Annotated in this window: 25 protein-coding genes, 1 tRNA gene and 1 pseudogene; 20 read left to right on the forward strand and 7 right to left on the reverse strand. The window is 58.6% G+C overall.

Annotated features, from left to right (window positions below):
* Positions 1-13: 13 nt before the first annotated feature.
* From AB9K37_RS16575 to AB9K37_RS16635, 13 genes and pseudogenes are all read left to right on the forward strand, one after another.
* Complete coding sequence (locus AB9K37_RS16575) at positions 14-1,405, forward strand: sensor histidine kinase (RefSeq protein ID WP_369840810.1); 1,392 nt, start codon at positions 14-16, stop codon at positions 1,403-1,405.
* Positions 1,406-1,462: 57 nt separating this feature from the next.
* Positions 1,463-1,539: transfer RNA gene (locus AB9K37_RS16580), tRNA-Arg, on the forward strand.
* Positions 1,540-1,961: 422 nt separating this feature from the next.
* Positions 1,962-2,600, forward strand: a complete 639-nt coding sequence (locus AB9K37_RS16585) for a hypothetical protein (protein ID WP_369840812.1) — start codon at positions 1,962-1,964, stop codon at positions 2,598-2,600.
* Positions 2,601-2,797: 197 nt separating this feature from the next.
* A complete protein-coding gene (locus tag AB9K37_RS16590) occupies positions 2,798-3,025 on the forward strand; it encodes a hypothetical protein (protein ID WP_369840814.1) in 228 nt (75 codons plus the stop codon).
* A 186-nt stretch (positions 3,026-3,211) separates the two neighbouring features.
* Positions 3,212-4,150 (forward strand): ABC transporter ATP-binding protein, encoded by a 939-nt coding sequence (locus tag AB9K37_RS16595; protein ID WP_369840815.1) that lies wholly within the window; start codon positions 3,212-3,214, stop codon positions 4,148-4,150.
* The gene (locus tag AB9K37_RS16600) at positions 4,147-4,908 is read left to right on the forward strand and encodes an ABC transporter permease (RefSeq protein WP_369840817.1); all 762 of its coding nucleotides are present in this window, start codon (positions 4,147-4,149) and stop codon (positions 4,906-4,908) included. Before AB9K37_RS16595 ends, AB9K37_RS16600 begins: the two co-directional genes overlap by 4 nt.
* Before the next feature lie 69 nt (positions 4,909-4,977).
* The gene (locus AB9K37_RS16605) at positions 4,978-5,772 is read left to right on the forward strand and encodes a S49 family peptidase (RefSeq protein ID WP_369840819.1); all 795 of its coding nucleotides are present in this window, start codon (positions 4,978-4,980) and stop codon (positions 5,770-5,772) included.
* 181 nt (positions 5,773-5,953) lie between these two features.
* The gene (locus tag AB9K37_RS16610) at positions 5,954-6,889 is read left to right on the forward strand and encodes a calcium/sodium antiporter (RefSeq protein WP_369840821.1); all 936 of its coding nucleotides are present in this window, start codon (positions 5,954-5,956) and stop codon (positions 6,887-6,889) included.
* Positions 6,890-6,899: 10 nt separating this feature from the next.
* Positions 6,900-7,688 (forward strand): annotated as a pseudogene (locus tag AB9K37_RS16615) (SDR family oxidoreductase); the annotation flags it as partial.
* Positions 7,689-7,990: 302 nt separating this feature from the next.
* A complete protein-coding gene (gene uvrC, locus AB9K37_RS16620; RefSeq protein ID WP_369840823.1) occupies positions 7,991-9,853 on the forward strand; it encodes an excinuclease ABC subunit UvrC in 1,863 nt (620 codons plus the stop codon).
* A 54-nt stretch (positions 9,854-9,907) separates the two neighbouring features.
* Positions 9,908-10,573: a CDP-diacylglycerol--glycerol-3-phosphate 3-phosphatidyltransferase gene (gene pgsA / locus AB9K37_RS16625; RefSeq protein WP_369840825.1), complete on the forward strand. Its 666-nt coding sequence runs from the start codon at positions 9,908-9,910 to the stop codon at positions 10,571-10,573.
* Between the two features lie 2 nt (positions 10,574-10,575).
* Positions 10,576-10,821, forward strand: coding sequence for a molybdopterin converting factor subunit 1 (gene moaD, locus AB9K37_RS16630; RefSeq protein WP_369841459.1), 246 nt, complete (start codon positions 10,576-10,578; stop codon positions 10,819-10,821).
* A complete protein-coding gene (locus tag AB9K37_RS16635) occupies positions 10,821-11,273 on the forward strand; it encodes a molybdenum cofactor biosynthesis protein MoaE (RefSeq protein WP_369840827.1) in 453 nt (150 codons plus the stop codon). The genes moaD and AB9K37_RS16635 overlap by 1 nt, the downstream gene beginning before the upstream one ends.
* Before the next feature lie 25 nt (positions 11,274-11,298).
* On the opposite strand, the gene AB9K37_RS16640 is transcribed toward AB9K37_RS16635, so the two are convergent.
* The 3 genes from AB9K37_RS16640 to ubiA form a co-directional block, all read right to left on the reverse strand.
* The gene (locus AB9K37_RS16640) at positions 11,299-11,628 is read right to left on the reverse strand and encodes a hypothetical protein (protein WP_369840829.1); all 330 of its coding nucleotides are present in this window, start codon (positions 11,626-11,628) and stop codon (positions 11,299-11,301) included.
* Positions 11,615-13,522, reverse strand: coding sequence for an OmpA family protein (locus AB9K37_RS16645; RefSeq protein ID WP_369840831.1), 1,908 nt, complete (start codon positions 13,520-13,522; stop codon positions 11,615-11,617). The genes AB9K37_RS16640 and AB9K37_RS16645 overlap by 14 nt, the downstream gene beginning before the upstream one ends.
* 62 nt (positions 13,523-13,584) lie before the next feature.
* Positions 13,585-14,547 carry a 4-hydroxybenzoate octaprenyltransferase gene (ubiA, locus tag AB9K37_RS16650; RefSeq protein ID WP_369840833.1) on the reverse strand — a complete coding sequence of 321 codons (963 nt, stop codon included), beginning with the start codon at positions 14,545-14,547 and terminating at the stop codon, positions 13,585-13,587.
* Between the two features lie 12 nt (positions 14,548-14,559).
* On the opposite strand from ubiA, the gene AB9K37_RS16655 reads away from it, so the two are divergent.
* The 4 genes from AB9K37_RS16655 (at position 14,560) to AB9K37_RS16670 (ending at position 18,233) form a co-directional block, all read left to right on the forward strand.
* Positions 14,560-15,285, forward strand: a complete 726-nt coding sequence (locus tag AB9K37_RS16655; RefSeq protein WP_369840835.1) for a 16S rRNA (uracil(1498)-N(3))-methyltransferase — start codon at positions 14,560-14,562, stop codon at positions 15,283-15,285.
* A gap of 15 nt (positions 15,286-15,300) precedes the next feature.
* Positions 15,301-16,218: a hypothetical protein gene (locus tag AB9K37_RS16660; RefSeq protein ID WP_369840837.1), complete on the forward strand. Its 918-nt coding sequence runs from the start codon at positions 15,301-15,303 to the stop codon at positions 16,216-16,218.
* Between the two features lie 76 nt (positions 16,219-16,294).
* On the forward strand, positions 16,295-16,801 hold the full coding sequence (locus AB9K37_RS16665) for a hypothetical protein (protein ID WP_369840839.1): 507 nt from the start codon (positions 16,295-16,297) through the stop codon (positions 16,799-16,801).
* Positions 16,802-16,862: 61 nt separating this feature from the next.
* On the forward strand, positions 16,863-18,233 hold the full coding sequence (locus AB9K37_RS16670; protein WP_369840841.1) for a glutamate--cysteine ligase: 1,371 nt from the start codon (positions 16,863-16,865) through the stop codon (positions 18,231-18,233).
* Between the two features lie 93 nt (positions 18,234-18,326).
* Here AB9K37_RS16670 and plsY read toward each other — a convergent pair whose 3' ends face one another.
* From plsY to AB9K37_RS16690, 4 genes are read right to left on the reverse strand one after another with little or no spacing between them, the layout of a single operon-like run.
* Positions 18,327-18,935: a glycerol-3-phosphate 1-O-acyltransferase PlsY gene (gene plsY, locus AB9K37_RS16675; protein ID WP_369840843.1), complete on the reverse strand. Its 609-nt coding sequence runs from the start codon at positions 18,933-18,935 to the stop codon at positions 18,327-18,329.
* A gap of 1 nt (position 18,936) precedes the next feature.
* Entirely contained in the window at positions 18,937-20,220 is a 1,284-nt protein-coding gene (pyrC, locus tag AB9K37_RS16680; protein WP_369840845.1) for a dihydroorotase, read from the reverse strand.
* A gap of 31 nt (positions 20,221-20,251) precedes the next feature.
* The gene (locus AB9K37_RS16685) at positions 20,252-20,782 is read right to left on the reverse strand and encodes a hypothetical protein (protein ID WP_369840847.1); all 531 of its coding nucleotides are present in this window, start codon (positions 20,780-20,782) and stop codon (positions 20,252-20,254) included.
* The gene (locus AB9K37_RS16690) at positions 20,779-21,738 is read right to left on the reverse strand and encodes an aspartate carbamoyltransferase catalytic subunit (RefSeq protein WP_369840849.1); all 960 of its coding nucleotides are present in this window, start codon (positions 21,736-21,738) and stop codon (positions 20,779-20,781) included. The genes AB9K37_RS16685 and AB9K37_RS16690 overlap by 4 nt, the downstream gene beginning before the upstream one ends.
* Positions 21,739-21,839: 101 nt before the next feature.
* Between AB9K37_RS16690 and AB9K37_RS16695 the strand changes: the two genes are divergently transcribed.
* The 3 genes from AB9K37_RS16695 to AB9K37_RS16705 are packed head-to-tail and all read left to right on the forward strand — an operon-like array spanning position 21,840 to position 23,625.
* Positions 21,840-22,652, forward strand: a complete 813-nt coding sequence (locus AB9K37_RS16695; RefSeq protein ID WP_369840851.1) for a uracil-DNA glycosylase family protein — start codon at positions 21,840-21,842, stop codon at positions 22,650-22,652.
* A complete protein-coding gene (gene moaB, locus AB9K37_RS16700) occupies positions 22,649-23,191 on the forward strand; it encodes a molybdenum cofactor biosynthesis protein B (RefSeq protein WP_369840853.1) in 543 nt (180 codons plus the stop codon). The genes AB9K37_RS16695 and moaB overlap by 4 nt, the downstream gene beginning before the upstream one ends.
* A complete protein-coding gene (locus AB9K37_RS16705) occupies positions 23,188-23,625 on the forward strand; it encodes an NUDIX domain-containing protein (RefSeq protein WP_369840855.1) in 438 nt (145 codons plus the stop codon). Before moaB ends, AB9K37_RS16705 begins: the two co-directional genes overlap by 4 nt.
* Positions 23,626-23,684: the final 59 nt, after the last annotated feature.

Raw genomic sequence — 23,684 nt, forward strand, 5'->3', positions numbered from 1 at the left:
CCGAGGGATTGAGATGTTCAAGTCGCTGTCAGGGCGCTTCCTGATCCTCACGATGGTATTCGTGATGCTCGCAGAAATCCTGATCTTTGTGCCGTCGATTGCCCGCTATCGAGAGGACTTTTTGCTCACGCGGATCGAACGGGCGCAACTGGCGTCGTTGGCTTTGCTGGCCAACGGGGTGGTGGATCGCGATCTTGAAGAAGAGCTGCTCTTGAATGCAGGTGTCTATAACGTTGTGCTGCGCCGGAACGAGGCGCGGCAGTTGGTGCTGTCCTCGCCTATTCCGTCGCCTGTCGCTGCGACCTACGATTTGCGGGATACGCCCCCATGGGAGTTGATTCGCGATGCGATGGTCGCTCTGTGGAACCCGCAGGATTCTGTGCTGCGGGTGATCGGCTACCCAACTCAGGACGCCGGAATGCTGATCGAGGTGACCTTGCCGTCTGCACCGCTTCGGTCTGCTTTGTTGGACTACGGGCTACGTATTCTATGGCTGTCGTTGGCCATTTCGCTGATCGCAGCCGCATTGTTGTTCTTTGCAGTACGCAAGGTGATCGTTTCGCCGATCCGCAGCGTTGTCAGGCAGATGGCGCGCTACGCCGAAGCGCCAGAGGACGCCCGACGGATTATCACGCCCTCGAATGGCATCACTGAATTGCGCGAAGCCGAAGAAGCTTTGAAGTCTCTGGAAACTGAATTGACCGGAGCCTTGCGCCAGAAAGAACGTCTTGCGCAACTTGGTGGTGCGGTGGCGAGGGTAAGCCATGATTTGCGGAATATTCTGACCAGTGCACAATTGTTCGCGGACCGCTTGGAAACGAGCGCGGACCCAACTGTCGCACGTATGGCGCCAAAATTGGTCCGTTCCATTACGCGAGCCGTGACCTTGACCGAGAGCACACTTGCCTTTGGTAAAGCCCAAGAACCACCGCCGAGTCTGACGCGGTTCTCGCTCGCCGATCTGGCAAATGATGTCCTCGATAGCGAGCGACTCGCGATTGGGGAGGCATATATCAGTTTGTCAGCCGATATCGTGGTCGGTCTGGTGATCCGCGCGGACAGCGAACAATTGCACAGGGTGCTGTCCAATCTGGTGCGCAACGCGCGACAGGCAATCGCAAGCTCTGGCAAGCCCGGAGAGATTTGCTTGTCCGCCGTAGAAGACGATGCGTGTTGGCGAATCTACGTGCGTGACACGGGGCCAGGCTTGCCCCCCAAAGCCAAAGAGCATCTGTTTCAGCCATTCGCGACCAGCGGCAAGCGCGGGGGGACGGGGCTGGGTTTGACGATATCTCAAGAGCTTATCCGCGGCCACGGGGGGCAATTGCGGTTGGAAGACGCTTACGAGGGCGGAACTGCCTTTGAAATTTGTCTGCCCAAAGGGGACGCCGAGATTAATTTCTAGTTTTTTGTTTTTTGCTCTTGCGGCCCCCAGCCGATAACCTTAGAAGCACCCCACGACGCACCGGTAGCTCAGCTGGATAGAGTATCTGACTACGAATCAGGGGGTCGGGGGTTCGAATCCTCCCCGGTGCGCCACTTCCCTTCCAGTATAAATCCAGCACTTTAGACGGCTGTCGCGCGACAACCCAGATTGTTGCCTCTCAAAATCATCACTCTCTTTTATGTTTTTGATCTTTTGAGCAGATGCGCGGCAAATTGGTCAATTTATGCTGCAGTTGCAAAACGACGCTTGAATGCAGCCGCAGAAAAACGCACTCTGACCTTGGTCAAGAAGTGACTGTCTGTGAGTTTGCCACTTGAAGCACAGGCTCTGCCGCTTGTTTTGCGATCAGCATACCGAGCAGGGGCGACAAGGGGCTGAACGCCGTGTCACATGGTTTTCGTGACAGGCCCCGCCGTGCGACACCAGTCTCTCTCCAGAGCGCGGCGTGAGTGCTGGGTTTGGTATGACAGCCACGGGAGAGTGGATAACACACCGATCGCAAAGGAATTTGCAGATGCTGACGATCACGACCCCCGCCGAAATGACTGCCGCGTCGATGGCCTACTGGGCCAAAGGCCTCCGGATGCAACAAGAGATGCTCAACTGCTCCTATCGCATGATGATGGTGTGGTCGCCCTTCTCTGCTTTGAACATCAAGCTCACAAGCGAAGAAGCGCCCGCCGCCGCAAAGCTGGAAGTCGTTGCTACACCCGCAGAAAAGCCCGCTGCCGCGCCGAAAGCTGCGCCCAAGCCGCGTTCTACCCGCGCTCCGGCCCGCAAGAAGGCAGCGCCCAAAGCTGCCGCTCCGGCCAAGGCGGCGCCTGTGAAAGAAGCTCCGAAGCCAGAGGCCAAAGCAGAGGCGCCCAAGCCCGCAGCTGTGAAAGATGCGCCGAAGGAGGAGGTCGCAAAAGCGCCCGCTCCGAAGCCGGCGGAACCTGCCGCAAAGCCCGCCCCCAAAACTCAGGCCAAGCCTGCACCTGCTCCGGCCAAAGAGGCCGCGCCTGCGGCGCCTGCAAAGGCGGCAGCACCTGTAAATGCGGCAGCGCCGAAATCAGCTACGCCAAAGGCGCCTGCAAAGCCTGCAACGGGCGCGCCTTCAAAGCCGCGCGCGCCGTCGGCGCCGCCAGCGATGCCTGGTTCGGCAAAAAACTGATAGATTTCAGAACGCTTGACTGTCGGCGCCATCCCTCTTCGGGGTGGCGTCTTACGTTTTTGGAGTTTTGGCGTTAACGCTGCATTGCGGCATACGTGCAGCGGCTATGCAGAAATGGAAGTGTTGCTGACCAACTCGATGACTTAGTTTGAATGGCAGGGGGGAAACCCACACACCAAACATCAGAGGGTTTTCTTATGGCAATCTCGACCACAGAATTTCACGTTGAACGTCCTACACTGCGCGCACGCTTCGACCGTTTCTTTTCGGCTCTTGGCAGCGCTTACGTCGCCTACGCCAACAGCCGTTCGCGCATCGGTGAAATCCGCGCGCTTGAGGCGAAATCGGACGCCGAGCTGAAAGCAATGGGAATCAAGCGCGATCAGATCGCACAGTACGTATTCCGCGACGTCTTCTACGTCTGAACGGAACGGCCAATCGGTCGAACCTACGCTATGATACAGGGCAGGCATATGATGGCAGTCGCCATCGGTGCCTGCCCGTGCTTTTTTACGGGATTGAGTTCGTGCGCCCATGCAGGCGGGACTCTGCGCTATTCGTGTTAGTGACAGTCGGGAAATTGGCCTACATACGAGGCCAAGGAGCCTGTCATGACCAATATTCTATCACTTGAAGGGGTCGAGAAAACCTACGATAGCGGCTTTACCGCGCTGCACGGGGTCGATCTGACACTGAAAGAGGGCGAGATCCTCGCGCTTCTTGGTCCGAACGGGGCCGGAAAGACCACCCTCATTTCTTGTATTTGTGGAACGGTGATGCCCACGGGGGGCAAAATCACCGTAGGCGGATACGACGCGCTGACGGATTTCCGCAAAGCACGCGGCCTCGTGGGGCTCGTGCCACAGGAAATCCATCTGGAACCGTTTTCAAAGGTCTGGGACACGGTGCGATACACGCGCGGGCTGTTCGGCAAGAAGCGGGACGATGCCCATATCGAACGAATCCTCAGGGAATTATCGCTCTGGGACAAGCGTGATTCGCGGGTTGTCGAGCTGTCGGGTGGGATGAAGCGCCGTGTGTTGATTGCGAAAGCCCTGAGCCACGAGCCGCGGATCTTGTTTCTGGACGAACCGACTGCTGGCGTGGATGTCGATCTGCGCAAGGAGATGTGGGAGGTGGTTGCCAAGCTGAAAGCAAGCGGAGTCAGTATCGTCCTGACCACGCACTATATCGAAGAGGCAGAGGCCATGGCGGATCGGATCGGTGTGATCAACGCCGGTCGTCTGGCGCTGATCGAGGAAAAGGATGCTCTTATGTCCCGCCTTGGTCGTAAATCTCTGAAGATCGAACTTGAATCCCCGATCCGCGAAATTCCTGATGACCTGCGCAGCTACGATCTGGAACTGTCGGATAATGGATATGCGCTGATCTACGAATACGAGGCGGGGGCGGCGCGCACTGGGATCACAAGGCTGCTCTCTGACTTGAGAGATGCGGGCCTGTGCATGAACGACCTGTCCACGCGCCAAAGCTCGCTCGAAGAAATTTTTGTCAGCTTGGTGCAAAGCCAAGAGGAGGTGCGCTCATGAATCTGACAGCCATCCGCGCCATGTATGTCAGCGAAATGGCGCGCTTTTTCCGCACATTCATGCAGAGCTTTCTGTCGCCGGTGATCTCGACGTCTTTGTATTTCGTGGTGTTCGGAGCTGCCATCGGCAGCCGGATCGACGAGGTCGAGGGCGTGAGCTACGGCTCGTTTATTGTACCGGGCCTAATTATGCTGAGCGTGATGACCCAAGGCATCAGCAACGCCAGTTTTGGCATCTACTTCCCAAAGTTCACCGGCACAATTTATGAACTCCTGAGTGCGCCGATCAATTTTCTAGAGGTCGTAATCGGCTTCGCAGGGGCGGCGGCGACCAAAGCGCTGTTCATCGGGACGGTGATTCTGGGGACATCGGCGCTCTTTGTGGAGATGCAGATCCAGCATCCACTTGTGATGGTGCTGTTCCTTGTCCTGACTTGCGTCAGTTTTGCGTTGTTCGGGTTCATCATCGGCATCTGGGCCAAGAACTTTGAGCAGCTGCAATTGATCCCGTTGTTGGTGATCACGCCGCTCGTTTTTCTGGGCGGCTCATTCTATTCCATCAACATGTTGCCGCCGATTTGGCAGACGATCACGATGTTCAATCCGGTGGTTTACCTGATTTCCGGCTTCCGTTGGTCGTTCTTTGGCGTGGCAGATGTTCCGATCTTTACCAGTCTACTCGCGATCGGCCTGTTCCAAGGGCTCTGTCTGTTCGCGGTCTGGTGGATTTTCAAAACCGGCTGGCGCATTCGGAAATAAGTGCAATAGCGCGGTATTTCCCTGTGGCAGCGCTTGTTTGCTGGCACAGGGCAAATTACATCACACAGTATGTTGCATCGTATTCCTTTCATTAAAACGCCGCCCCGCGTGTCGGTGGTGCGCTTGTCGGGAATGATCGCGAACAGCGGTCGGGCCCTGAATGACGCAAACGTGGCCCCTCTGATCGAGGCCGCGTTTACCAAAGGCAAACCGACCGCCGTTGCGCTGGTGATCAACTCACCCGGCGGATCGCCGGTGCAGTCTTCGTTGATCGGGGCGCGCATTCGCCGCCTGTCCGAAGAAAAGGGCATTCCAGTCCACGCATTTGTCGAGGATGTCGCAGCCTCTGGCGGCTATTGGCTGGCAAGCAGTGCGGACAGTATTTACGTCGACAATTGTTCCGTCTTGGGGTCGATCGGCGTGATTTCTGCTGGATTTGGCGCTCATGTCTTCCTGTCCCGTCAGGGCATTGAGCGACGCGTTCATACTGCGGGTAAATCCAAGAGTATGATGGATCCTTTCAAGCCAGAAGCGCCCGAAGACGTTGAACGGCTCGATCAAATCTTGAACCAGATCCACGGCGCTTTCATCGATCAAGTCAAAGCCCGACGCGGTGAAAAGCTGGCCGACGACCCCGACCTGTTCACCGGCGAGGTGTGGATCGGAGAACGTGCAGTCGAAGTTGGCCTTGCTGACGGTGTTGGTCATCTGAAGCCGAAGCTCAAAGAATTGTACGGCGATAAGGTCAAGCTGGTCCCATACAGCCGCCGTCGCGGTTTGTTCGGACGTCTGGGTGCCTCAATGGCGCTGGATGCGATGGCCAGCATTGAGGAGCGCGCGGCCTACGCGCGTTTCGGCCTCTGACGTGATCATTAAGGCAGTCACACTCTTTCTCGTGGCGATCGTCGTGCTCGCCATGTTCGGGCGCGGGATTGTTGGTCGGCGTCTGCGACAGGCCAAGTGCCCCAAATGCGGGCGATACAAAATAGGCTCGGGGCCATGCCCTTGTGGTCGGAACAAAGGGTAACTTCCAATGGAGTGGTTAATGGCCGGTGTCGGCCTGTTGATTTTGATCCTTGCCGGGGATTTTCTGGTCAAGGGCGCGGTGAACCTGAGCCTGCGGATCGGCATTCCGTCGATGATCGTCTCTTTGACCGTCGTAGCCTTCGGGACTTCTGCGCCTGAACTGTTGATCTCGATCCGCGCGATTCTGGATGACCTGCCGGGGATCGCGTTGGGCAACGTGGTTGGATCGAATACAGCCAATGTTCTGTTGGTTTTGGGGGTGCCGGCGTTGCTGGCGACCATGCACACGTCCGAGTGCAATTCGAAAAAGAGTTTCGTGATGATGATCGCGGGATCGCTGCTGTTTATTGCCCTCGCGTTTACCGGAATCCTGACTTGGTGGAGCGGTTTGATCCTGTTGGCCGCGCTCGCGTTGTACCTCGGGGATGCGCTCCGTGATTCCTACCTTCATCGCAAGGCGGCCAAAGCAGCGGAACCGGAAGAGGAGGTCGAGGGCGCGGATCCCGATCTGCCGTGGTGGCGCATCCTGTTTTACCTGGCTGTCGGCTTGGTGGGTCTGCCGCTCGGCGCGCAAATCCTTGTGGATAACGCTCGGATCATCGCCCAAGAGTATGGGGTGTCTGATACCGTGATCGGCCTGACACTTGTGGCTCTGGGCACGTCCTTGCCAGAACTTGCGACGACTACGATGGCGGCAATTCGCCGTCAGGCCGATGTGGCTTTGGGCAACGTGATTGGCTCGAACCTGTTTAACCTGCTGGCGATCATCGGCGTGGCCTCTCTGGTTGGTCCGATCCCCGTCGATCCCGAATTTCTGGAAGTTGACCTGTGGGTCATGCTGGGTGCCTCTTTGCTCTTGGTCCCGTTCGTCTTTTTCAAACAGAATATCACGCGCCTCTGGGGGATTTTGTTCTGTGCGCTATATGGCTTCTACGTCTTGTCCATCGTGACGTAATCCAGAGGAAACAGAACAGATGACTGCAGCATTGGTCACGGGCGCTGCGCGGCGCCTCGGGCGCGAACTTGCGCTGGAGCTTGCCCGCCAAGGGTATGATGTCGCGGTGCACTACAGTTCCTCCGAGGAAGAAGCAGAACAAACCGCTCGGGATATTCGGGCGCTGGGGCGACGTGCCGTTACGCTACGCGCTGACCTTTTGAAAGAGGCAGAAACCTCTGAACTCGTGCCACGTGCGGCCGAGGCGTTGGGGCGGCAACTGACCTGCCTTGTGAACAATGCTTCGATTTTTGAATATGATAGCTACGAGAATGCGACGCGCGAGAGTTGGGATCGTCACTTCGAAAGTAATCTCAGGGCACCATTCGTTCTAACCCAGGCGTTCGCAGCTCAGGCACCCAAAGCGGTGTCCGATGCAAACGGGGAGCCGAGCGCTCGTGCCTTGGTTGTAAATATGATTGACCAACGCGTTCGGAAGCTGACGCCCGAATTCGCGACCTACACAATTGCAAAAACGGCGTTGTGGACCATGACGCAGACCGCGTCCCAAGCCCTTGCCCCAAATATCAGAGTGAACGCGATTGGACCGGGGCCAACCCTGCAGGGAGGCCGTCAGGATGGTGATAAATTCGCTCAACAACGTCGCGCTACCTTGTTGAATCGTGGTGCAAATTCCGAAGATATTTGTAGTGCGCTGAACTTCTTTTTGCGTGCGCCAGCAGTGACAGGGCAGCTGCTTTGCATCGATGCGGGGCAGCATTTGGCGTGGCAAACGCCAGACGTGGTTGGTGTGGAATAACCTTTCGAACATGTGTGTCGACCAAAGTTTTACACCGTTACCATCTCGGTCAGAGATCGTTTATGAAAATGTCATAAATTCGATGGTGTTAGGGTGTTTGAAGTTTTTTATGCAGCAAAAACAGTGCATTATAAAATTGCCTAAAAAATAGTCGGCTTAATGAAGTGGCCTAAAAACAAAGGAAATTTGCGGATCTCCAAAACTTTCCCACGGAGTTATCCACAGAAACCGTGGACACCTTTTCTCTTGAACTACCCGTTGTATCATTGCAGCGCGGGGCGAGAATCACAGAACTGTTACTTATGACCGAAATGACCTCTCCAGAGACCGGGCACACCGTCATCCAAAGTTACCTGAAGACGCTGGATAGCTCTCCTGGTGTCTACCGAATGTTGGATGCTGAATCGCGGGTGCTCTATGTGGGGAAGGCAAGAAATCTCAAAATGAGGGTTTCAAATTACGCGCGTCAGACCGGTCACAGTGGGCGCATCGCGCGGATGATTTCGGAAACAGCTTCGATGATGTTCCTGACCACGCGCACAGAGACCGAAGCGCTCCTGTTGGAACAGAACCTGATCAAGCAACTCAAGCCGCGATACAACGTGCTGTTGCGCGACGATAAGTCCTTTCCGAATATTCTGGTGACCAAGGACCACGAATTCCCTCAGATCAAAAAGCACCGCGGGAAAAAGGTGCAGAAGGGCAGCTATTACGGTCCTTTTGCCAGCGCGGGGGCTGTGAACCGGACCCTGAATCAGTTGCAAAAAGTCTTCTTGCTGCGCAATTGCACGGACTCGGTGTTCAATACGCGCACGCGGCCTTGCTTGCTCTATCAGATCAAACGATGCGCGGCCCCCTGTGTGGGGAAGGTGTCAGAAGAAGAATATGGTGCTCTGGTCGCGGATGCTGAACGGTTCTTGTCTGGTCGCTCAACCAAGGTGCAGGAAGAGTTGGCCACCCAGATGGCTGAAGCTGCCGAAGCGATGGAGTTCGAACGTGCCGCTGCGCTGCGGGACCGCATTCGCGCTTTGACGCAGGTACAGACGGCTCAGGGTATTAATCCGCGCGGCGTGGCCGAGGCCGACGTGATCGCGCTGCACATGGAAAAGGGGCAGGCCTGCGTGCAGGTCTTCTTTATCCGTGCCAACCAAAACTGGGGAAACCGCGATTTCTATCCCCGTGTCAGCGGAACGGACGCGTCCGAGGCGGAGGTGCTTCAGGCCTTTATCGGTCAGTTCTACGATGACAAAGAACCGCCACGCCTTTTGCTGCTCTCTCATCCGGTCGAGGACCCAGACCTCTTGTCCGAAGCGCTGGCTGAAAAAGTAGGGCACAAGGTCGAGATTGCAGTGCCGCTGCGTGGGGAAAAGGCTGAACTGATCGAAGGCGCTGCCCGCAACGCCCGTGAAAGTCTGGCCCGCAAGATGTCCGAGAGCGCGACACAGGCCAAGCTGCTGGACGGCGTGGCCGAGGCGTTCGGCCTAGAGGGACCGCCCCAGCGGATTGAGGTCTACGATAACTCCCATATTCAGGGCACCAATGCGGTTGGCGCGATGATTGTGTCCGGCCCCGAAGGCTTCATGAAAAACCACTATCGCAAGTTCAACATTCGCGGCGAAGAGTTAACGCCGGGCGATGACTTCGGCATGATGAAAGAGGTGCTGACCCGCCGTTTTCAACGCTTGCTCAAAGAAGATCCTGATCGGGACAAAGGGCTGTGGCCTGACCTGCTGTTGATTGACGGTGGCGCGGGGCAGGTGAGTGCGGTGCGCGAGATCATGATTGAACAAGGGGTCGAGGATGTGCCCATGGTCGGTGTGGCCAAAGGCGTCGATCGCGACCACGGCAAGGAAGAATTCTACCGGACCGGCGAGCGGCCCTTTGCCCTGCGCCACAACGATCCGGTGCTCTACTTTATCCAGCGCCTGCGCGACGAGGCGCACCGATTTGCGATCGGGACGCACCGAGCGAAACGGGCGAAGTCCATGGCGGCCAACCCCTTGGATGATGTGCCCGGCGTGGGCGCCACACGGAAACGTGCGCTGCTTGCGCATTTTGGTAGTGCCAAGGCCGTGAGCCGTGCAAATCTGGCCGATCTCAAGGCTGTAGACGGTATTTCCGAAGCGTTGGCCGAGTCTATTTACAACTTCTTTCATGACAAATGACGCGGGCGCTAGGTCGCGCTTTCACAAGTCGATTTTCGCAGGTAAACAAGCGCCATGATCTGGACTGTGCCCAATATTCTGACCGTTCTTCGCCTGCTGGCTGCGCCTGCGCTTGGGGTGATGTTTTTGTACTTTACGCGGCCCTATGCGGATTGGTTCGCACTGGCCCTCTTCGTTGGGGCGTCGGTGACCGACTGGTTTGATGGTTATCTGGCCCGCGCTTGGAAGCAAGTCAGCAAAATGGGCGCGATGCTGGACCCGATCGCGGACAAGGCCATGGTGAGCATCGCTTTGCTGGTGCTGGTGGGTGTGTCGCAGGTGAAGCTGTTCATTCTGTTGCCAGCCGTGCTGATCATGTTCCGCGAAGTGTTTGTATCCGGCCTGCGCGAGTTCCTTGGGGATACGGCGGGTCTGCTCAAGGTCACCAAACTGGCAAAGTGGAAAACCACCGTCCAGATGGTCGCCATTTCGGTCCTATTTGCCCAAGGCATCTTCGAGCACTACTTCGTCATGGGCTCCACGGGGATGGACAACGTGATGGTTGCGGACATCCTTCAGGGGGCAGTGCCTGACCACGGCGATCTTGCCAACCTTTACCAAGGCATGGTCTGGTCGGGCTACGCAGGCATCGCGCTGCTGTGGCTGGCGGCCGTGCTGACTGTGGTGACGGGCTTCGACTACTTCCGCAAAGCGATGCCCTATCTGAAGGAGGGGGCATGAAGCTGGATGTCATGTATTTTGCGTGGGTTCGTGAACGGATCGGCGTACCGCGTGAAACCATAGAGACCGAAGCGACAACCGTGGCCGATCTGGTCCGCGAATTGTCTGCCCGAGAGGATCGCTACGAACTGGCCTTCAGCGATTTAGAGGCGCTGCGCGTGGCGGTTGACCAAGACCTTACAGACTTCGACGCCTCGATCACCGGAGCCTGCGAAGTCGCATTTTTCCCCCCTATGACGGGCGGCTGATGCGCATCCTTGTCCAAGATGCCCCGTTCGACGCAGGCGCGGAACTGAACGCGTTTCAAGCGGGTAAGACAGATATGGGAGCGGTTGTGACCTTTTCGGGTTTGGTCCGTGATCTACCCGAAGCGCCCCTCCGCCATATGCTGATCGAGCACTACCCCGGCATGACGGAACGCGCTCTGACCAAGATCGCCGAAGAAGCCTGCGCGCGCTGGTCACTCGGCGATGTGCTGGTGATCCACCGCTACGGTCAGATGGCGCCTGGCGATCAGATCATGATGGTCGCGACCGCCAGTCCGCACCGCAAGGATGCCTTTGCTGCGGCCGACTTCCTGATGGATTACCTCAAATCCCGCGCCCCTTTTTGGAAGAAAGAGGTCACGGCGGACGGTTCCGACTGGGTCGCCGCCAAGGGCGAAGACGAGGAAGCCCTGCGCCAGTGGCAACAGGGCTGACGATTGTCCAGATTAAGCGGGCGTGTCACTTCGCTTGTTGGATTTTTCGCATATAGCTGCGCAGTTCTTCGGCCTCGGCGCGGGCATCGCGCAAGCCGTCCATGGCGGCCGAAAGTTCTGCCTCTGACTGAGTGAGCTGGTTTGTCAGTTCGGCTTCGCGCTGCTGCAGATAGGTAATCGCCTGATCGCGGGTTTCCTCGGCTTCGTGCAGTTCACGAGCGAGTCGTTCCAGTTCGTCGATGTCGTTTTTCGAAACACGGGAAAACGTGTGAAGCAACCAATGTGAAAACCATCCGATTATGTAGGACACAAACAGAATAATCGCAGTGGCAAAAATAAACTCAGTCCGGTTCATCCGTTGGGGCGTCCTCGGTCACTTCGGTTGTTGCTTCATCTGCGCTGTTATCGGCCTCAGATTCAAGACCTTCTTCAGCTTCAGCGGGTGTTTCATTTGTCAGCATTCGGAATTCGATGCGACGGTTGGCTTCTCGGCCCTCTTCGGATTCGTTATCCGCGATGGGATTGGCTTCGCCATATCCCTTTGACACAAAACCTGAAACCAAGACCCGACGATTCATCAGTTCGCTCAGAACGGACGAGGCGCGGCTTTCGGATAAGGACTGGTTCATCTCTTCGCGTCCTTGGCTGTCGGTATATCCTGCGATTTCCATCTGGAAGGGCGGGCATTCTTGCAGGACTTCGGCGATTCGATCCATCGTCGTCAACGAGTCCGCCGAGATTGTTGCTGAGCCGGGTTCGAAGGTGATTTTGTTTGCGGCGTTGAGCCTTTGAATGGAAACGACACACTCTTCGGGGGTCGGAATGTTGGCCAGCGGATCAAGCATTTCGTCGTATTTCACATCGATCGAGAAATCGGCACCGTCGCCCAATTTCTCCGAGAGAATGCGCGCGATATCTGCGCTCGCGGTTTCGATGCCGGTGTTGCCTTGGACCGATATTTCCGTAGCTGTCACGTGGGCAGTGCCGTCATGCAACTGATCCAGCGCCTCGAGTGCGGCCAGAACGCGCAGCCCCCAGCCAGAAGGAAGCGCCTCGTCAATCCGCGCGGCCATCTCGACAGAGTTCGCACCAAAGCGCGCGCGTGCATAGCTTTCGGTTGTTCGGCGGGTCAACTCGTCGTTGATCCGCCCCGACAACAGAACGTCGCCTTCTTCATTCAGGGTCGCATTGAAGTCGAGCGGCCCCTCGCCCTCTTGGCCCGTTTCGGGCAAAACGGCATGGAGGGTGAAAACCTCGGGCAGATCGTTCTCTAGTTTGCCGACGACGCGGTCAAACACGGCTTGGTCAGTCCCCTCGGCAGCCAGCATGCTTATATCCGCATCAGAGATCGTCAAAGATCCCTGACCCAGCTGCGCCAGCCCGTTCATAGAAAGCACAGCCGCATCCCCCCACAAGATCGAAGGCGATCCAAGGCCGACAGTGCATTTTGCCTCTGCGGAGATACCAAGCGCGACGGCGGTACGCATAATCTCGCGGCGGGCTTCCTCGGTATCTGCGGTACAGGCATCAAACCGGCTGCCTTCGTCGTCGCGCACCATCCGCAGGGTAAAGGGCGTGATCACGGGGCGGGGCGCTGTAATGTCCAAAATGACCTTGAGCCCTGCCGGCGTCGCGCGGCGCAAATCCGCTTCGGCGCGACGCTTAGCGTTTATGCTGTCGGTGATCGCTTTGACCACCACTTCGTCCGCCGAGATCGAGATTTTCGATCGCGGCAAGTTGGCCAGTGCATTTTCGGCAAATCGCAGTGCGCGTTCCCAGCCCTTGGGCACGGGATAATTCGCAGTCTGGAGCAGGTCAGTGACCTCGCCATCAGTTTTTTCTGCGACGCTCTGCAAGATTGCATCGCGATCAGTTTTCGCGGGGATTAGACCGATCAGAGATGTGCCGCTGTCGTTGCGCAAGAGCTCAATCGAGAAATGCGGGGCCGTCACGCGGACCGAACGTTTGACCGACATCTTGTCGGCCACACGGGTACCATCAACCACGCTGGAGGCGACGTTCACCGCGCTGAACCGTTGTGCTTCGCTGGGAGCTTCGCCGAATAGCAAAACTTGTAGGCCATCTGCTTCGACTTCGGCCCAGTCGAGCCCGGCATCGTCTAGGGCTGATCGGATAGAGAGTTCAGAGTTCTCTTCCATCACTGTGGCAGCCTTGTCCGCTCCAAAATAGGCTAGTCCCGCCGCTGCACTGAAAAAACCGATGATGATCACAAACGACTTCAGCCGCATCGAGACGTCCTTTGGTTACTGGCCCTGCGCAAGGGTCTAGGGGTTTGGGGCCGAAGGATCAATCAAACGAACAGGGCGCAGGCGAAAAACAGCACAGGCAACAGGCCTGCATTTCGGTTCGCGCGAAAGAGCTCCAGACAAATCTCGGGATCGTTAATGGCCAGTTTGCGCAGTTGCCAGATCAGGTGCCAAGCCATTGCCCATGCTGCACCAAGTGCGATGACAAATCGCAAAACATGTGCCTGTGGGAGCGCTAGGATGATCGCAAAGGTCAACAGGACCACGGTCAACGCCATAAAGATGCGCAGGATGCGCGGGCTGTTCTCTCCGAACAGGCGGGCGGTGGATTTTACGCCGATCAATGCGTCGTCCTCGGTGTCTTGGTGCGCGTAGATCGTGTCGTAGAAAATCGTCCACGCCATACCCGAGAAGTAGAGTATTACAGCGGGCCACCCGAGCGTTCCGGTCACAGCGGCCCATCCCAGCAAGGCGCCCCAGTTGAAGGCGATCCCGAGGAAGACTTGCGGCCACCAAGTGAAGCGTTTGGCGAACGGATAGACACAGACAGGCGCGAGTGACAGCACACCAAGGAAAATCGCGGTCGGATGAAGGGTCAACAGCAGGCCAAATGCCACGAGCGCTTGGACCACCATCCAGATTGCGGCCTGTTTGACGGTTACTTGTCCCGACGGGATGGGGCGGGACCGTGTGCGGGCGACCTCGGCATCGTATTTCCGGTCGGTGATGTCGTTCCACGTACACCCGGCGGCGCGCATTAGAAACGCGCCGATCGCGCAGACGATCATGACCCAAGCAGCGGTCCACGAGAACGATCCGACATGCAGACTGGCCAACAGGACCGACCACCAGCACGGCAGCAGCAGCAGCCATGTCCCCGCCGGACGATCCGCGCGGCTCAGGCGCAGATAGGGGCGCGTGGCTGGGGGTGCAAGTCGGTCCACCCAGTTGCCGACCGAATCCGCAACGGTGCCTGCACCCTCTGGCGCTTGGTTCTGAGCGGGCATATGGTGGCCTCCATGTCGACGAACGCAAAAATCCGCCTCTATGTAGAGCAGCCCTTGGGTCAGGGGCAATCCATTCCCTTGTCACGAGATCAGGCGCATTACCTGTTCGGCGTGATGCGCCTGAGTGTCGGTGCTCATGTGCTGCTGTTCGATGGCGAAAATGGCGAATGGCTGGTCGAAGTCGTCGAGGCCGGTAAACGCGGCGGCACTTTGACCTGTCTTGAGCAGACCAAGCCCCTACAGATGCCGCCCGATCTGTGGCTCATGTTTGCCCCAATCAAAAAGGCCCGCACTGATTTTATCGTCGAAAAAGCAGCGGAAATGGGGGCTGCGCGGATCATGCCTGTGCAAACCGATTTCACGAACTCCGAACGCATCCGTCAGGATCGTTTGCAAGCCCATGCGGTCGAGGCCGCCGAGCAATGCGGCGGCACCTTTGTGCCTGAAGTGACGGAGCTGCAAAAGCTGGACCGACTGCTCGCTGAGTGGCCCGCGGACCGTCAACTCATGTTCTGTGACGAGGCCCGCGTGGGCGAAGCGCTTGGCCTTGGTGATGTCTCGTGTGGCCCGTGGGCCATCCTGATCGGACCCGAGGGCGGCTTTTCCGACGTGGAACGCAATCGTCTGTCCTCTTTGGCGCAGGCTCGTGTGGTCAGTCTGGGTCCCCGCATCCTGCGGGCAGACACTGCGGCTGTGGCTGCGATGACCCTGTGGCAACAGCAACTCGGCGACTGGTAAAGCGTGTCGTCTTGGATGGATCCTAGCAAGGAATTAGATCTCCTTGCCGATCTGCGTGCCCTCTTGGACAAAGCGGCCTTCGCGCCCCGGTCAAAGCTCGTCGCAGTCCTGAAAAACGGAGAGGACGCGCTCGTTGCCTTTGGCACCTTCGGTGACAAACTGGCAATCTTCAAAGTCTACCGCACCCAGGATGCTAGAGAACTGGTTCAGAGCGCAAGTACCGCTCTGGCAGACTACGCTGCCCGCCTTGGGGAACACGACGATCTGGGGATCGTTGCTGCGCTGGCTTCCGCGCCAGAATTGGGCCTTCTGATCATGGAGTTCGCAGAAGGTACCCAAGTGAGCCGCACCCCCGAACGGTTGGACATCGATCAGACTGCATTGATGCAACGCGCCGCGCGCTGGCTGATCGCATGTGCCGGAACGGACACCATCGCACGCGCCTTCGCGCCGAACAAAGCGCTGCGAAAGTTGGAAGAGCCAGTCGCACATTTGGACCCACAGCAGGCGCCAGAGTGCATCGCACTTTTCAATAGCCTCAAAAAACAGAGACCCGGACTGCGGGGGCACCCTTTGATTTGGGGGCCGACCCATGGAGACTTTGCTCCTGTGAACTTGATGGATGACGGGAAGCGTATGATGGCGTTCGACGTTCAGGGTCTGCCCAGATTGCCATTGCTGAAACCAGCGACGAACTTTCTTGTTGCTCGCGATCTCAAGCGACCTGTCCGGGACGCATTGCGGTGGGGCCTTGATGCCCAAACCACCAGCGATTTCTTCGAGGCTTTCGGACAGCATATCCCGATTGACGACAATGCGATTCGGTTTTTCGTGGGCCACGGGATGCTGAGACGGCTCCTTTTCGACAATTTCAAAGGGAATGGCCGCGAAAACGCCAAGGTTCGCGTGCAGAATTATCTGGATGAAGTGTAGGACGAGAGTTGCGTGGTTGGAATCTCCGGTCAGACTCTTACATCGACTGTAACGCACCGCTTAAGTCAGAGGCCCGATGATACGCACAGAAGCCAAAGACGCCCTAATACGTTGGCGGGGCGTGATCGCTGCGGCCTTGATCGGCGCGTTTGGAATGCGTCTTTTGCTCGCAAGCTTCGGAATTATGCCTTGGATCGGCGGTCTGTTGGTGGCGCTGTCGGTCGTCATGCTGTTCGCCAGCCTCCAGCGGATGCGGTTTTTCTCTGGCCATGACGGACCTGGTGTTGTGCAGATCGTCGAGGGGCAACTTTCGTATTTCGGTCCGCTGGACGGGGGCATCGTGTCCTTGACAGAGATGAATAAGATTGAACTTGATCCCACCAGCCAACCAGCGTGCTGGCGCTTCTTCCAAGGAGGGCAAACACCGGTTCACATACCTGTGAATGCCGAGGGCGCAGAACAGCTATTTGATATATTTGCAAGGCTCCCGGGCATTGACACCGGCCGTATGCTGGACGAGTTGCGCGGAAACGCACAGAAGCCTGTTGTGATTTGGCGCAAGGACGACTTGCGGCTGCATTGACTTGGGCTACAAAACGGGCGCAGGTGTTGACCTTAATTTCTGACAAAAGCGGAGTGCGCCGATGTCCATCCCCCAGTCCGGTGGCGGCCTAATCGAAGATCAAAGCCAGCTGGCCGAATACCTCGCCTCGGGGTGTAAGCCGCGTGAAGATTGGCGGATCGGGACCGAGCACGAAAAGTTCGGATACTGCAAAGACAGCCTACGCCCGCTGCCCTATGAAGGCCCGCGCTCCATTCTGGCCGTTCTCGAAGGCCTGCGCGATCGCCATGGCTGGGACCCCGTCCTAGAAGGGGACAAGCTGATCGGCCTGACCAAAGATGGCGCGAACGTGAGCCTCGAGCCCGGCGGCCAGCTGGAACTGTCCGGCGCGCCGCTTGAGACGATTCACCAGACCTGTGACGAGGTGAACCAACACCTGCGCGACGTCAAAGATATCGCGGATGAAGTGGGCGTAGGGTTTATTGGCCTTGGCGCTGCGCCGATCTGGTCGTTCGACGACATGCCCCGCATGCCCAAGGGCCGGTATCGCCTGATGACAGACTACATGGACAAAGTCGGCACCATGGGCAAATCCATGATGTACCGGACCTGCACGGTTCAGGTGAACCTCGATTTCGATACCGAAGCGGACATGGTGCAAAAGATGCGCGTGGCGCTTGCCCTGCAGCCCGTTGCAACCGCGCTCTTTGCGAACTCTCCTTTCTTTGACGGTCAGCCGAATGGCCACAAGAGCTGGCGCAGCCGCGTGTGGCGCGATCTGGACAGCAGCCGGACCGGTATGCTGCCCTTCGTTTTCGAAGAGGGTTTCGGGTTCGAGCGCTGGGTCGACTACGCGCTCGATGTGCCGATGTACTTCGTCTACCGCGACGGGAAATACATCGACGCGCTCGGCCAGTCTTTCCGCGACTTCCTAAAGGGCGAGCTGCCCGCACTGCCCGGCGAGAAGCCGACGCTATCGGATTGGGCAGACCACCTGACCACCATCTTCCCCGAAGCGCGCGTGAAGAAATTTATCGAGATGCGCGGTGCGGACGGTGGCCCATGGCGCCGCCTGTGCGCGCTGCCCGCGTTCTGGGTTGGCCTGATGTACGACCAATCCGCGCTCGATGCGGCGTGGGATCTGTGCAAGGACTTTACCGCTCCGCAGCGCGAGGCTCTGCGCATCGCGGCATCTGAACAGGGGCTCCAAGCTCAGGTAGACGGTATCAACATGTTGGATCTGGCCCGCAACGTGGTCGATATCGCCGAGGGCGGCTTGAAAGCCCGCGGCAAAGAAGGTGCGGGTGGTCTGGTGCCAGACGAGACGCACTTCTTGAACGCTCTGAAAGAGAGCATCGAGTCGGGCAAAACACCCGCCGATGAACTTCTGGATCGCTACAATGGCGAGTGGGGCGGAGACTTGACCCGCATTTACCAAGACTTCAGCTACTAAGATTTTGGCCCGCCGCGTACCTTGAGTATTTAGACAAAGCAGAAAGAAAGGCTTCTTTTTGCTTTAATACTCGCAGCGCGCGGCCAGCCAGTGTCACTTCTGCCCGATCTTGGGTTCTGTGCCTCCCATCAGGCGCGAAATGTTCGCAGCGTGGCGGTAGTAGATCAGCACCGCCAGCGCGATCGCCAATCCGACCAGTTGTGGCGCCCCCAGCACATAAGCCCAAATTGGTCCCAGTGCTGCAGCGACAAGTGCGGACAATGAAGAGATTTTCAGCGTCTTTGCGGTCACCAGCCACGAGAGGCAGCACGCGATTCCTGCGGGCCAGAACAGCGCGAGCATGGTACCGAGGTAAGTCGCAACGCCTTTGCCGCCGTTGAACTTCAGCCAAATCGGGAAGCAGTGCCCAAAGAACGCGGCAAGGCCCGCGATCTGCGCCGCATCTGGTCCGATAGCAAAGCGTGCGATCAGGACGGCGATTGCGCCTTTGCCGCTGTCCAGAACCAAAGTCGCAGCGGCGGCTGGCTTGTTGCCGGTGCGCAAGACGTTGGTGGCGCCGATGTTTCCTGATCCGATTTGGCGCAGGTCGCCAAGGCCGCAGACACGGGCAATGACCAGACCGAACGGGATAGAGCCAAAGAGATACCCGAGCACCGCCGCGGCGGCCAGAAGGGTCGGGGCAGAGGTGAAGTCGGGGAACATATCAGAGCGCTCCGTAGACGAAATTGCCGCCGACGATCGTGGCGCGGACACGGCCTTCCATGCGGGCGCCGTCGAAAGGGGTGTTCTTGGATTTGGAATTCAGGCGCCAACGGTCCAACACGAAAGGCGCATCGGGATCAAAGACGACCAGATCGGCAGGCGCGTCCGGCGACAGGCGGCCTGAGGGCAAGCCGAGGCGTTTGGATGGGTTCAGTGACATGGCTCGGAACAGGGTCGGCAGGTCCAATTGGCCCGCGTGATACAGGCGCATCGCAGCGGGCAGCAGCGTTTCCAGACCGACGGCACCGCTTGCCGCTTCTTCGAAGGGCAGGCGTTTGCTCTCTTCGTCCTGCGGGGTGTGCATCGAGCAGACGATGTCGATCAGTCCCGAGGCGACGGCTTCGATCGCGGCTTGGCGATCCTCTTCATCGCGTAGGGGCGGGGTGACTTTGAAGAACGTCCGGTAGTCGGCAACGTCCAGCACGTTCAAGGTCAGGTGGTGGATCGAGATGCCTGCGGTGATATCCAGACCGTTGCGCTTGGCGCGTTCCAGCGCGGGCAGCGCGCGGGCAGTCGTGATCTGGTCAGCATGGTATTTCGCGCCGGTCATTTCCAGAAGGGCGATGTCGCGATCCAGTCCCATGCGCTCGGCCATCGGGCTGACCGAAGGCAAGCCGCGCAGCGTGGCGAATTTGCCGCCCGTGATGCAAGCGCCCGAGGACAGGCCCGGCTCTTGGGGGTGACCGATGACCAGCGCGTCAAGGCTGCGGGCATACGTCAGTGCGCGGCTCAGAACTTTGGTGTTCTGGATCACGCGCGTGGTGTCGGTGAAGGCAACGGCGCCAGCGTCCAGCAAGAACCCGATTTCCGTCATTTCCTCGCCGCGAAGGCCCTTGGTCAGGGCGGCCATGGAGTGCATGCGGACGGGCGTGACTTCGCGGGCGCGTCGTGTGACGAACTCCAGCGTTTCGGGCGTGTCGATGACGGGGTTGGTGTCAGGGCGGGTCGCGATGGTGGTCACGCCGCCCGCCGCTGCGGCCAAGCCTGCGGTTTTGAAGCTTTCCTTGTGGCGCTCGCCGGGTTCGCAGACTTTGACGCCGATATCGACGATGCCGGGGGCGACGCACATGCCGTCGCAGTCATAGGTCTGATCCACACGCGGGGCAGGGGCTGCGCCCTCTTTGCCAGTGGCAAGGATGCGACCGCCGTCATAGGCCAGCCAGCCGCGGTATTCGGTGCCTGCTTCGGGGTCGATCAGGCGGGCGTTGGTGAGCAGAGTGGTCATGCCGCTGGGTCCGTTCGTTTAGGGCGTGCGATCAGGCGGCCAGCCAAAGGGCTAGCGCGATCAGCAGCGCAATCAGAAAGATGGCGAGAAGGGTCGGGAATTTCTTGCGCGGGGCGACTGGGTCAGATTCCACGCCGGTCAGTACACCTTGGGACGATTCCTGCGGCAGGCTTTCGAAGACCACAGGGGGGACGTCCTCGGGGTATTCGCCAATCAGGGTCAGACGCGGATCAAGGGTTAGATCGTGCTCGCGGCCGGCAAAGGCAGCGGACATCAGGATCATCACATGCCCGTCCAGCGCATTCAGGCGGGCGCGGTCGGGGGCGAGCACATCCTCGGCGATGCCTTGGCCCTCGATCAGGTAGCCAACTAGGCCGAGCCCTTCGAGATCGCTGATGGGGAACACCTCGACATACTGGGGGTCGATCAGGTCGATCCCGAGCAGTTCAGAAACCTTGGTGTTCACTTCGAGGTAGGGCTGGACCTCGAACGCATCCATCGAGAGGGCAAAGACGCGGATTGCGCCGGCCTCGTTCTCTTTGATGTGCAGGGTCTGGGTCATGCCATCACGCCTGCGTCTGTGCGGCGGGCGCGCAGGTTGCGGGCCAACAGGTCCATCGCGGCCATACGGACGGCGACACCCATTTCGACCTGTTCTTGAATGACGCTGCGGTTGATGTCGTCGGCGATTTCGCCATCAATCTCGACGCCGCGGTTCATCGGGCCAGGGTGCATGACGATCGCGTCGGGCTTGGCGTAGGCCAGCTTTTCCGCGTCCAAACCATAGCGGTGGTAGTATTCACGTTCGGACGGGATAAAGCCGCCGTCCATTCGCTCTTTTTGCAGACGAAGCATCATGACAACATCCACATCCTTCAGGCCTTCGCGCATGTCGTCGTAGACTTCCACGCCGAACTCCTTGAAGGGGGCGGGCAGCAGGGTCGGCGGGCCGATCAGGCGGATACGGTTCTCCATCTTGCCCAAGAGCAGGATGTTCGAACGCGCCACGCGGCTGTGGGCGATGTCTCCGCAGATCGCGATGTTCAGGCGCTGGAGGCGGCAGCCCTTGGCGCGGCGAATGGTCAGTGCGTCCAGCAGTGCCTGTGTGGGGTGCTCGTGCTTGCCGTCGCCCGCATTCAGGACCGCGCAGTTCACCTTTTGCGCCAGCAGGTCTACCGCGCCAGAATGGGGGTGCCGCACAACCAGCAAGTCTGGGTGCATCGCGTTCAAGGTCATCGCGGTGTCGATCAGGGTCTCGCCCTTCTTGATCGAGCTGGCCTGCATCGCCATGTTCATGACGTCGGCGCCCAAACGCTTGCCCGCCAGTTCGAAACTGGCCTGCGTGCGGGTCGAGTTTTCAAAGAACATGTTAATCTGGGTCAGGCCGTTCAAAGCGTCCGAATGCTTGATGTCGCGCCGGTTCAGGTCAACGTAGACCTCGGCCAGATCAAGCAATGTGGTGATGTCGAACGGGTTGAGTTGTTCGATCCCCAGCAGATGGGCGTGCGCGAAACTCATGGAACCTCCGTAGTCGTTGGGCACGGTATAGCAGGGCTTTGGCCTGCGGCAAGGCATAGGGTCCCTTTACGCCGCACGAAACCGCCCCTAGCTTGCGCGGTATGGAAGAACACTGGGATTCTCATGCCGCATTAGCGGCGCTGGCATGGCAGCTTGAGGCTGGCGTGACCGATGCTGTATGCGATGACCCTGTGGACCGGTTCGCAGCCGCAGAAGAGGCTGCGAAAGCCGCCGAAGCCGCAGCGCCCACCGGTGTGCAGATGCCCCAAAAGAAGGCTGCGCCGCCCCCGAAGATCGCTGAAAAAGATCCTGTGGTCGAGGCACAAGAAGCAGCGAACGCCTGCCGCGATCTGGTGTCCTTGCGCAGCGCGATAGAACGATTCGATCTGTGTCACTTGAAGCGAGGGGCCAAACAGTTGGTCTTTTGCGACGGGCATCACTCTGCCCGCGTGATGATTCTAGGCGAAGCGCCAGGTCGGGACGAAGACCGCGAAGGGCGTCCCTTTGTCGGGCGCGCGGGGCAACTCTTGGACCGGATGCTGGCTGCGATTGGTCTGGACCGTCAGGTGGATGGCGCGGACGGATGCTATATCACCAATGTTCTGCCGTGGCGCCCGCCCCAGAATCGCGACCCGAACACGCAGGAAATCGCGATGATGATGCCCTTTGTGCAGCGTCATGTGCAGTTGGCAGCGCCGGATGTGATTGTGCTGATGGGAAACATCTCGTGTCAGGCAGCGCTGGGAAAGCGTGGTATCACCCGTTTGCGCGGTCAGTTCACGCAGGCTTTTGATCGGCCTGCGCTCCCGATGTTTCACCCCGCTTTCCTGCTGCGCAACCCTGCCGCGAAGCGTGAGGCATGGGCAGATCTTTTGACCCTGCGCGCGCACCTGAATGAAAGGGCCAAATCATGAGCCGAATCGACGAGACTATGGAATTCATTCCTGTTCGTATCGCCGTTCTAACCGTCAGCGACAGCCGCTCGGTGGACGAGGACCGCAGCGGTGACGTGCTGGTCCAACGGATCCAAGAGGCGGGGCACGTGGTGGTCGATCGCATGATTGTACGCGACGAGCGCGACGAAATCGCCTCGCGGCTACGGATGTGGAGCGAAACCCCCGTGATCGACGTCGTCATCTCAACCGGCGGAACGGGGTTGACGGGGCGCGATGTCACTGTCGAGGCGCACCGCGATGTCTATGAGAAAGAGATCGACGCTTTTGGCACCGTGTTCACCATGATCTCGATGCAAAAAATCGGGACCTCGGCCGTACAAAGCCGTGCGACCGGCGGTGTGGCTAATGGCACCTACATGTTCGCCCTGCCGGGCAGTCCCGGGGCCTGCAAGGATGCATGGGATGAAATCCTGAAATGGCAACTTGATTACCGTCATCGCCCCTGTAACTTCGTTGGAATCATGCCCCGTCTCGAAGAGCACAAGCGCCGCAAATGACCGGATTTGTCAAAGTTGGTAGTGTCCCCGAAGTGATCGGATGGCGTGCTGCTGTTGTAGCGGCCTTTGACGTGCAGGGCCGCGTGCTGATGCAGTTGCGCGATGACATGCCCCATGTGGCGGGCGCAGGTCGGTGGAGCATGTTTGGCGGCGCGGTCGAAGAAGGCGAAGACCTGCTGACCGCCGCGCGTCGCGAATTCCGCGAAGAAACCGGCATTTCCCTCGCTGCGCATGAGTTGATGCCGTGGGCAGTGCTGCCCGCGACCAAGCGGGCGGATGGCGCGCTGTTTATCCACCGCTGTACGCGGCTCATTGACCCGTCAGAGATTTCATTGGGCGAGGGCGCTGGCTTCGGCTTTCTGACCCGCGACCAAGTGGCACGGTTCGACGTGATCCCCCAAATGCAGCAGATGTTAGCCCAACTCTGCGTTTGACTTTTTGCCCCGACGGAAAGACGGTCTCGCTTCGTAACAGTGTTGTGGCTTGGCATATG

It is taken from the genome of Donghicola sp. XS_ASV15 (assembly GCF_041224595.1).
GTDB lineage: Bacteria > Pseudomonadota > Alphaproteobacteria > Rhodobacterales > Rhodobacteraceae > Donghicola.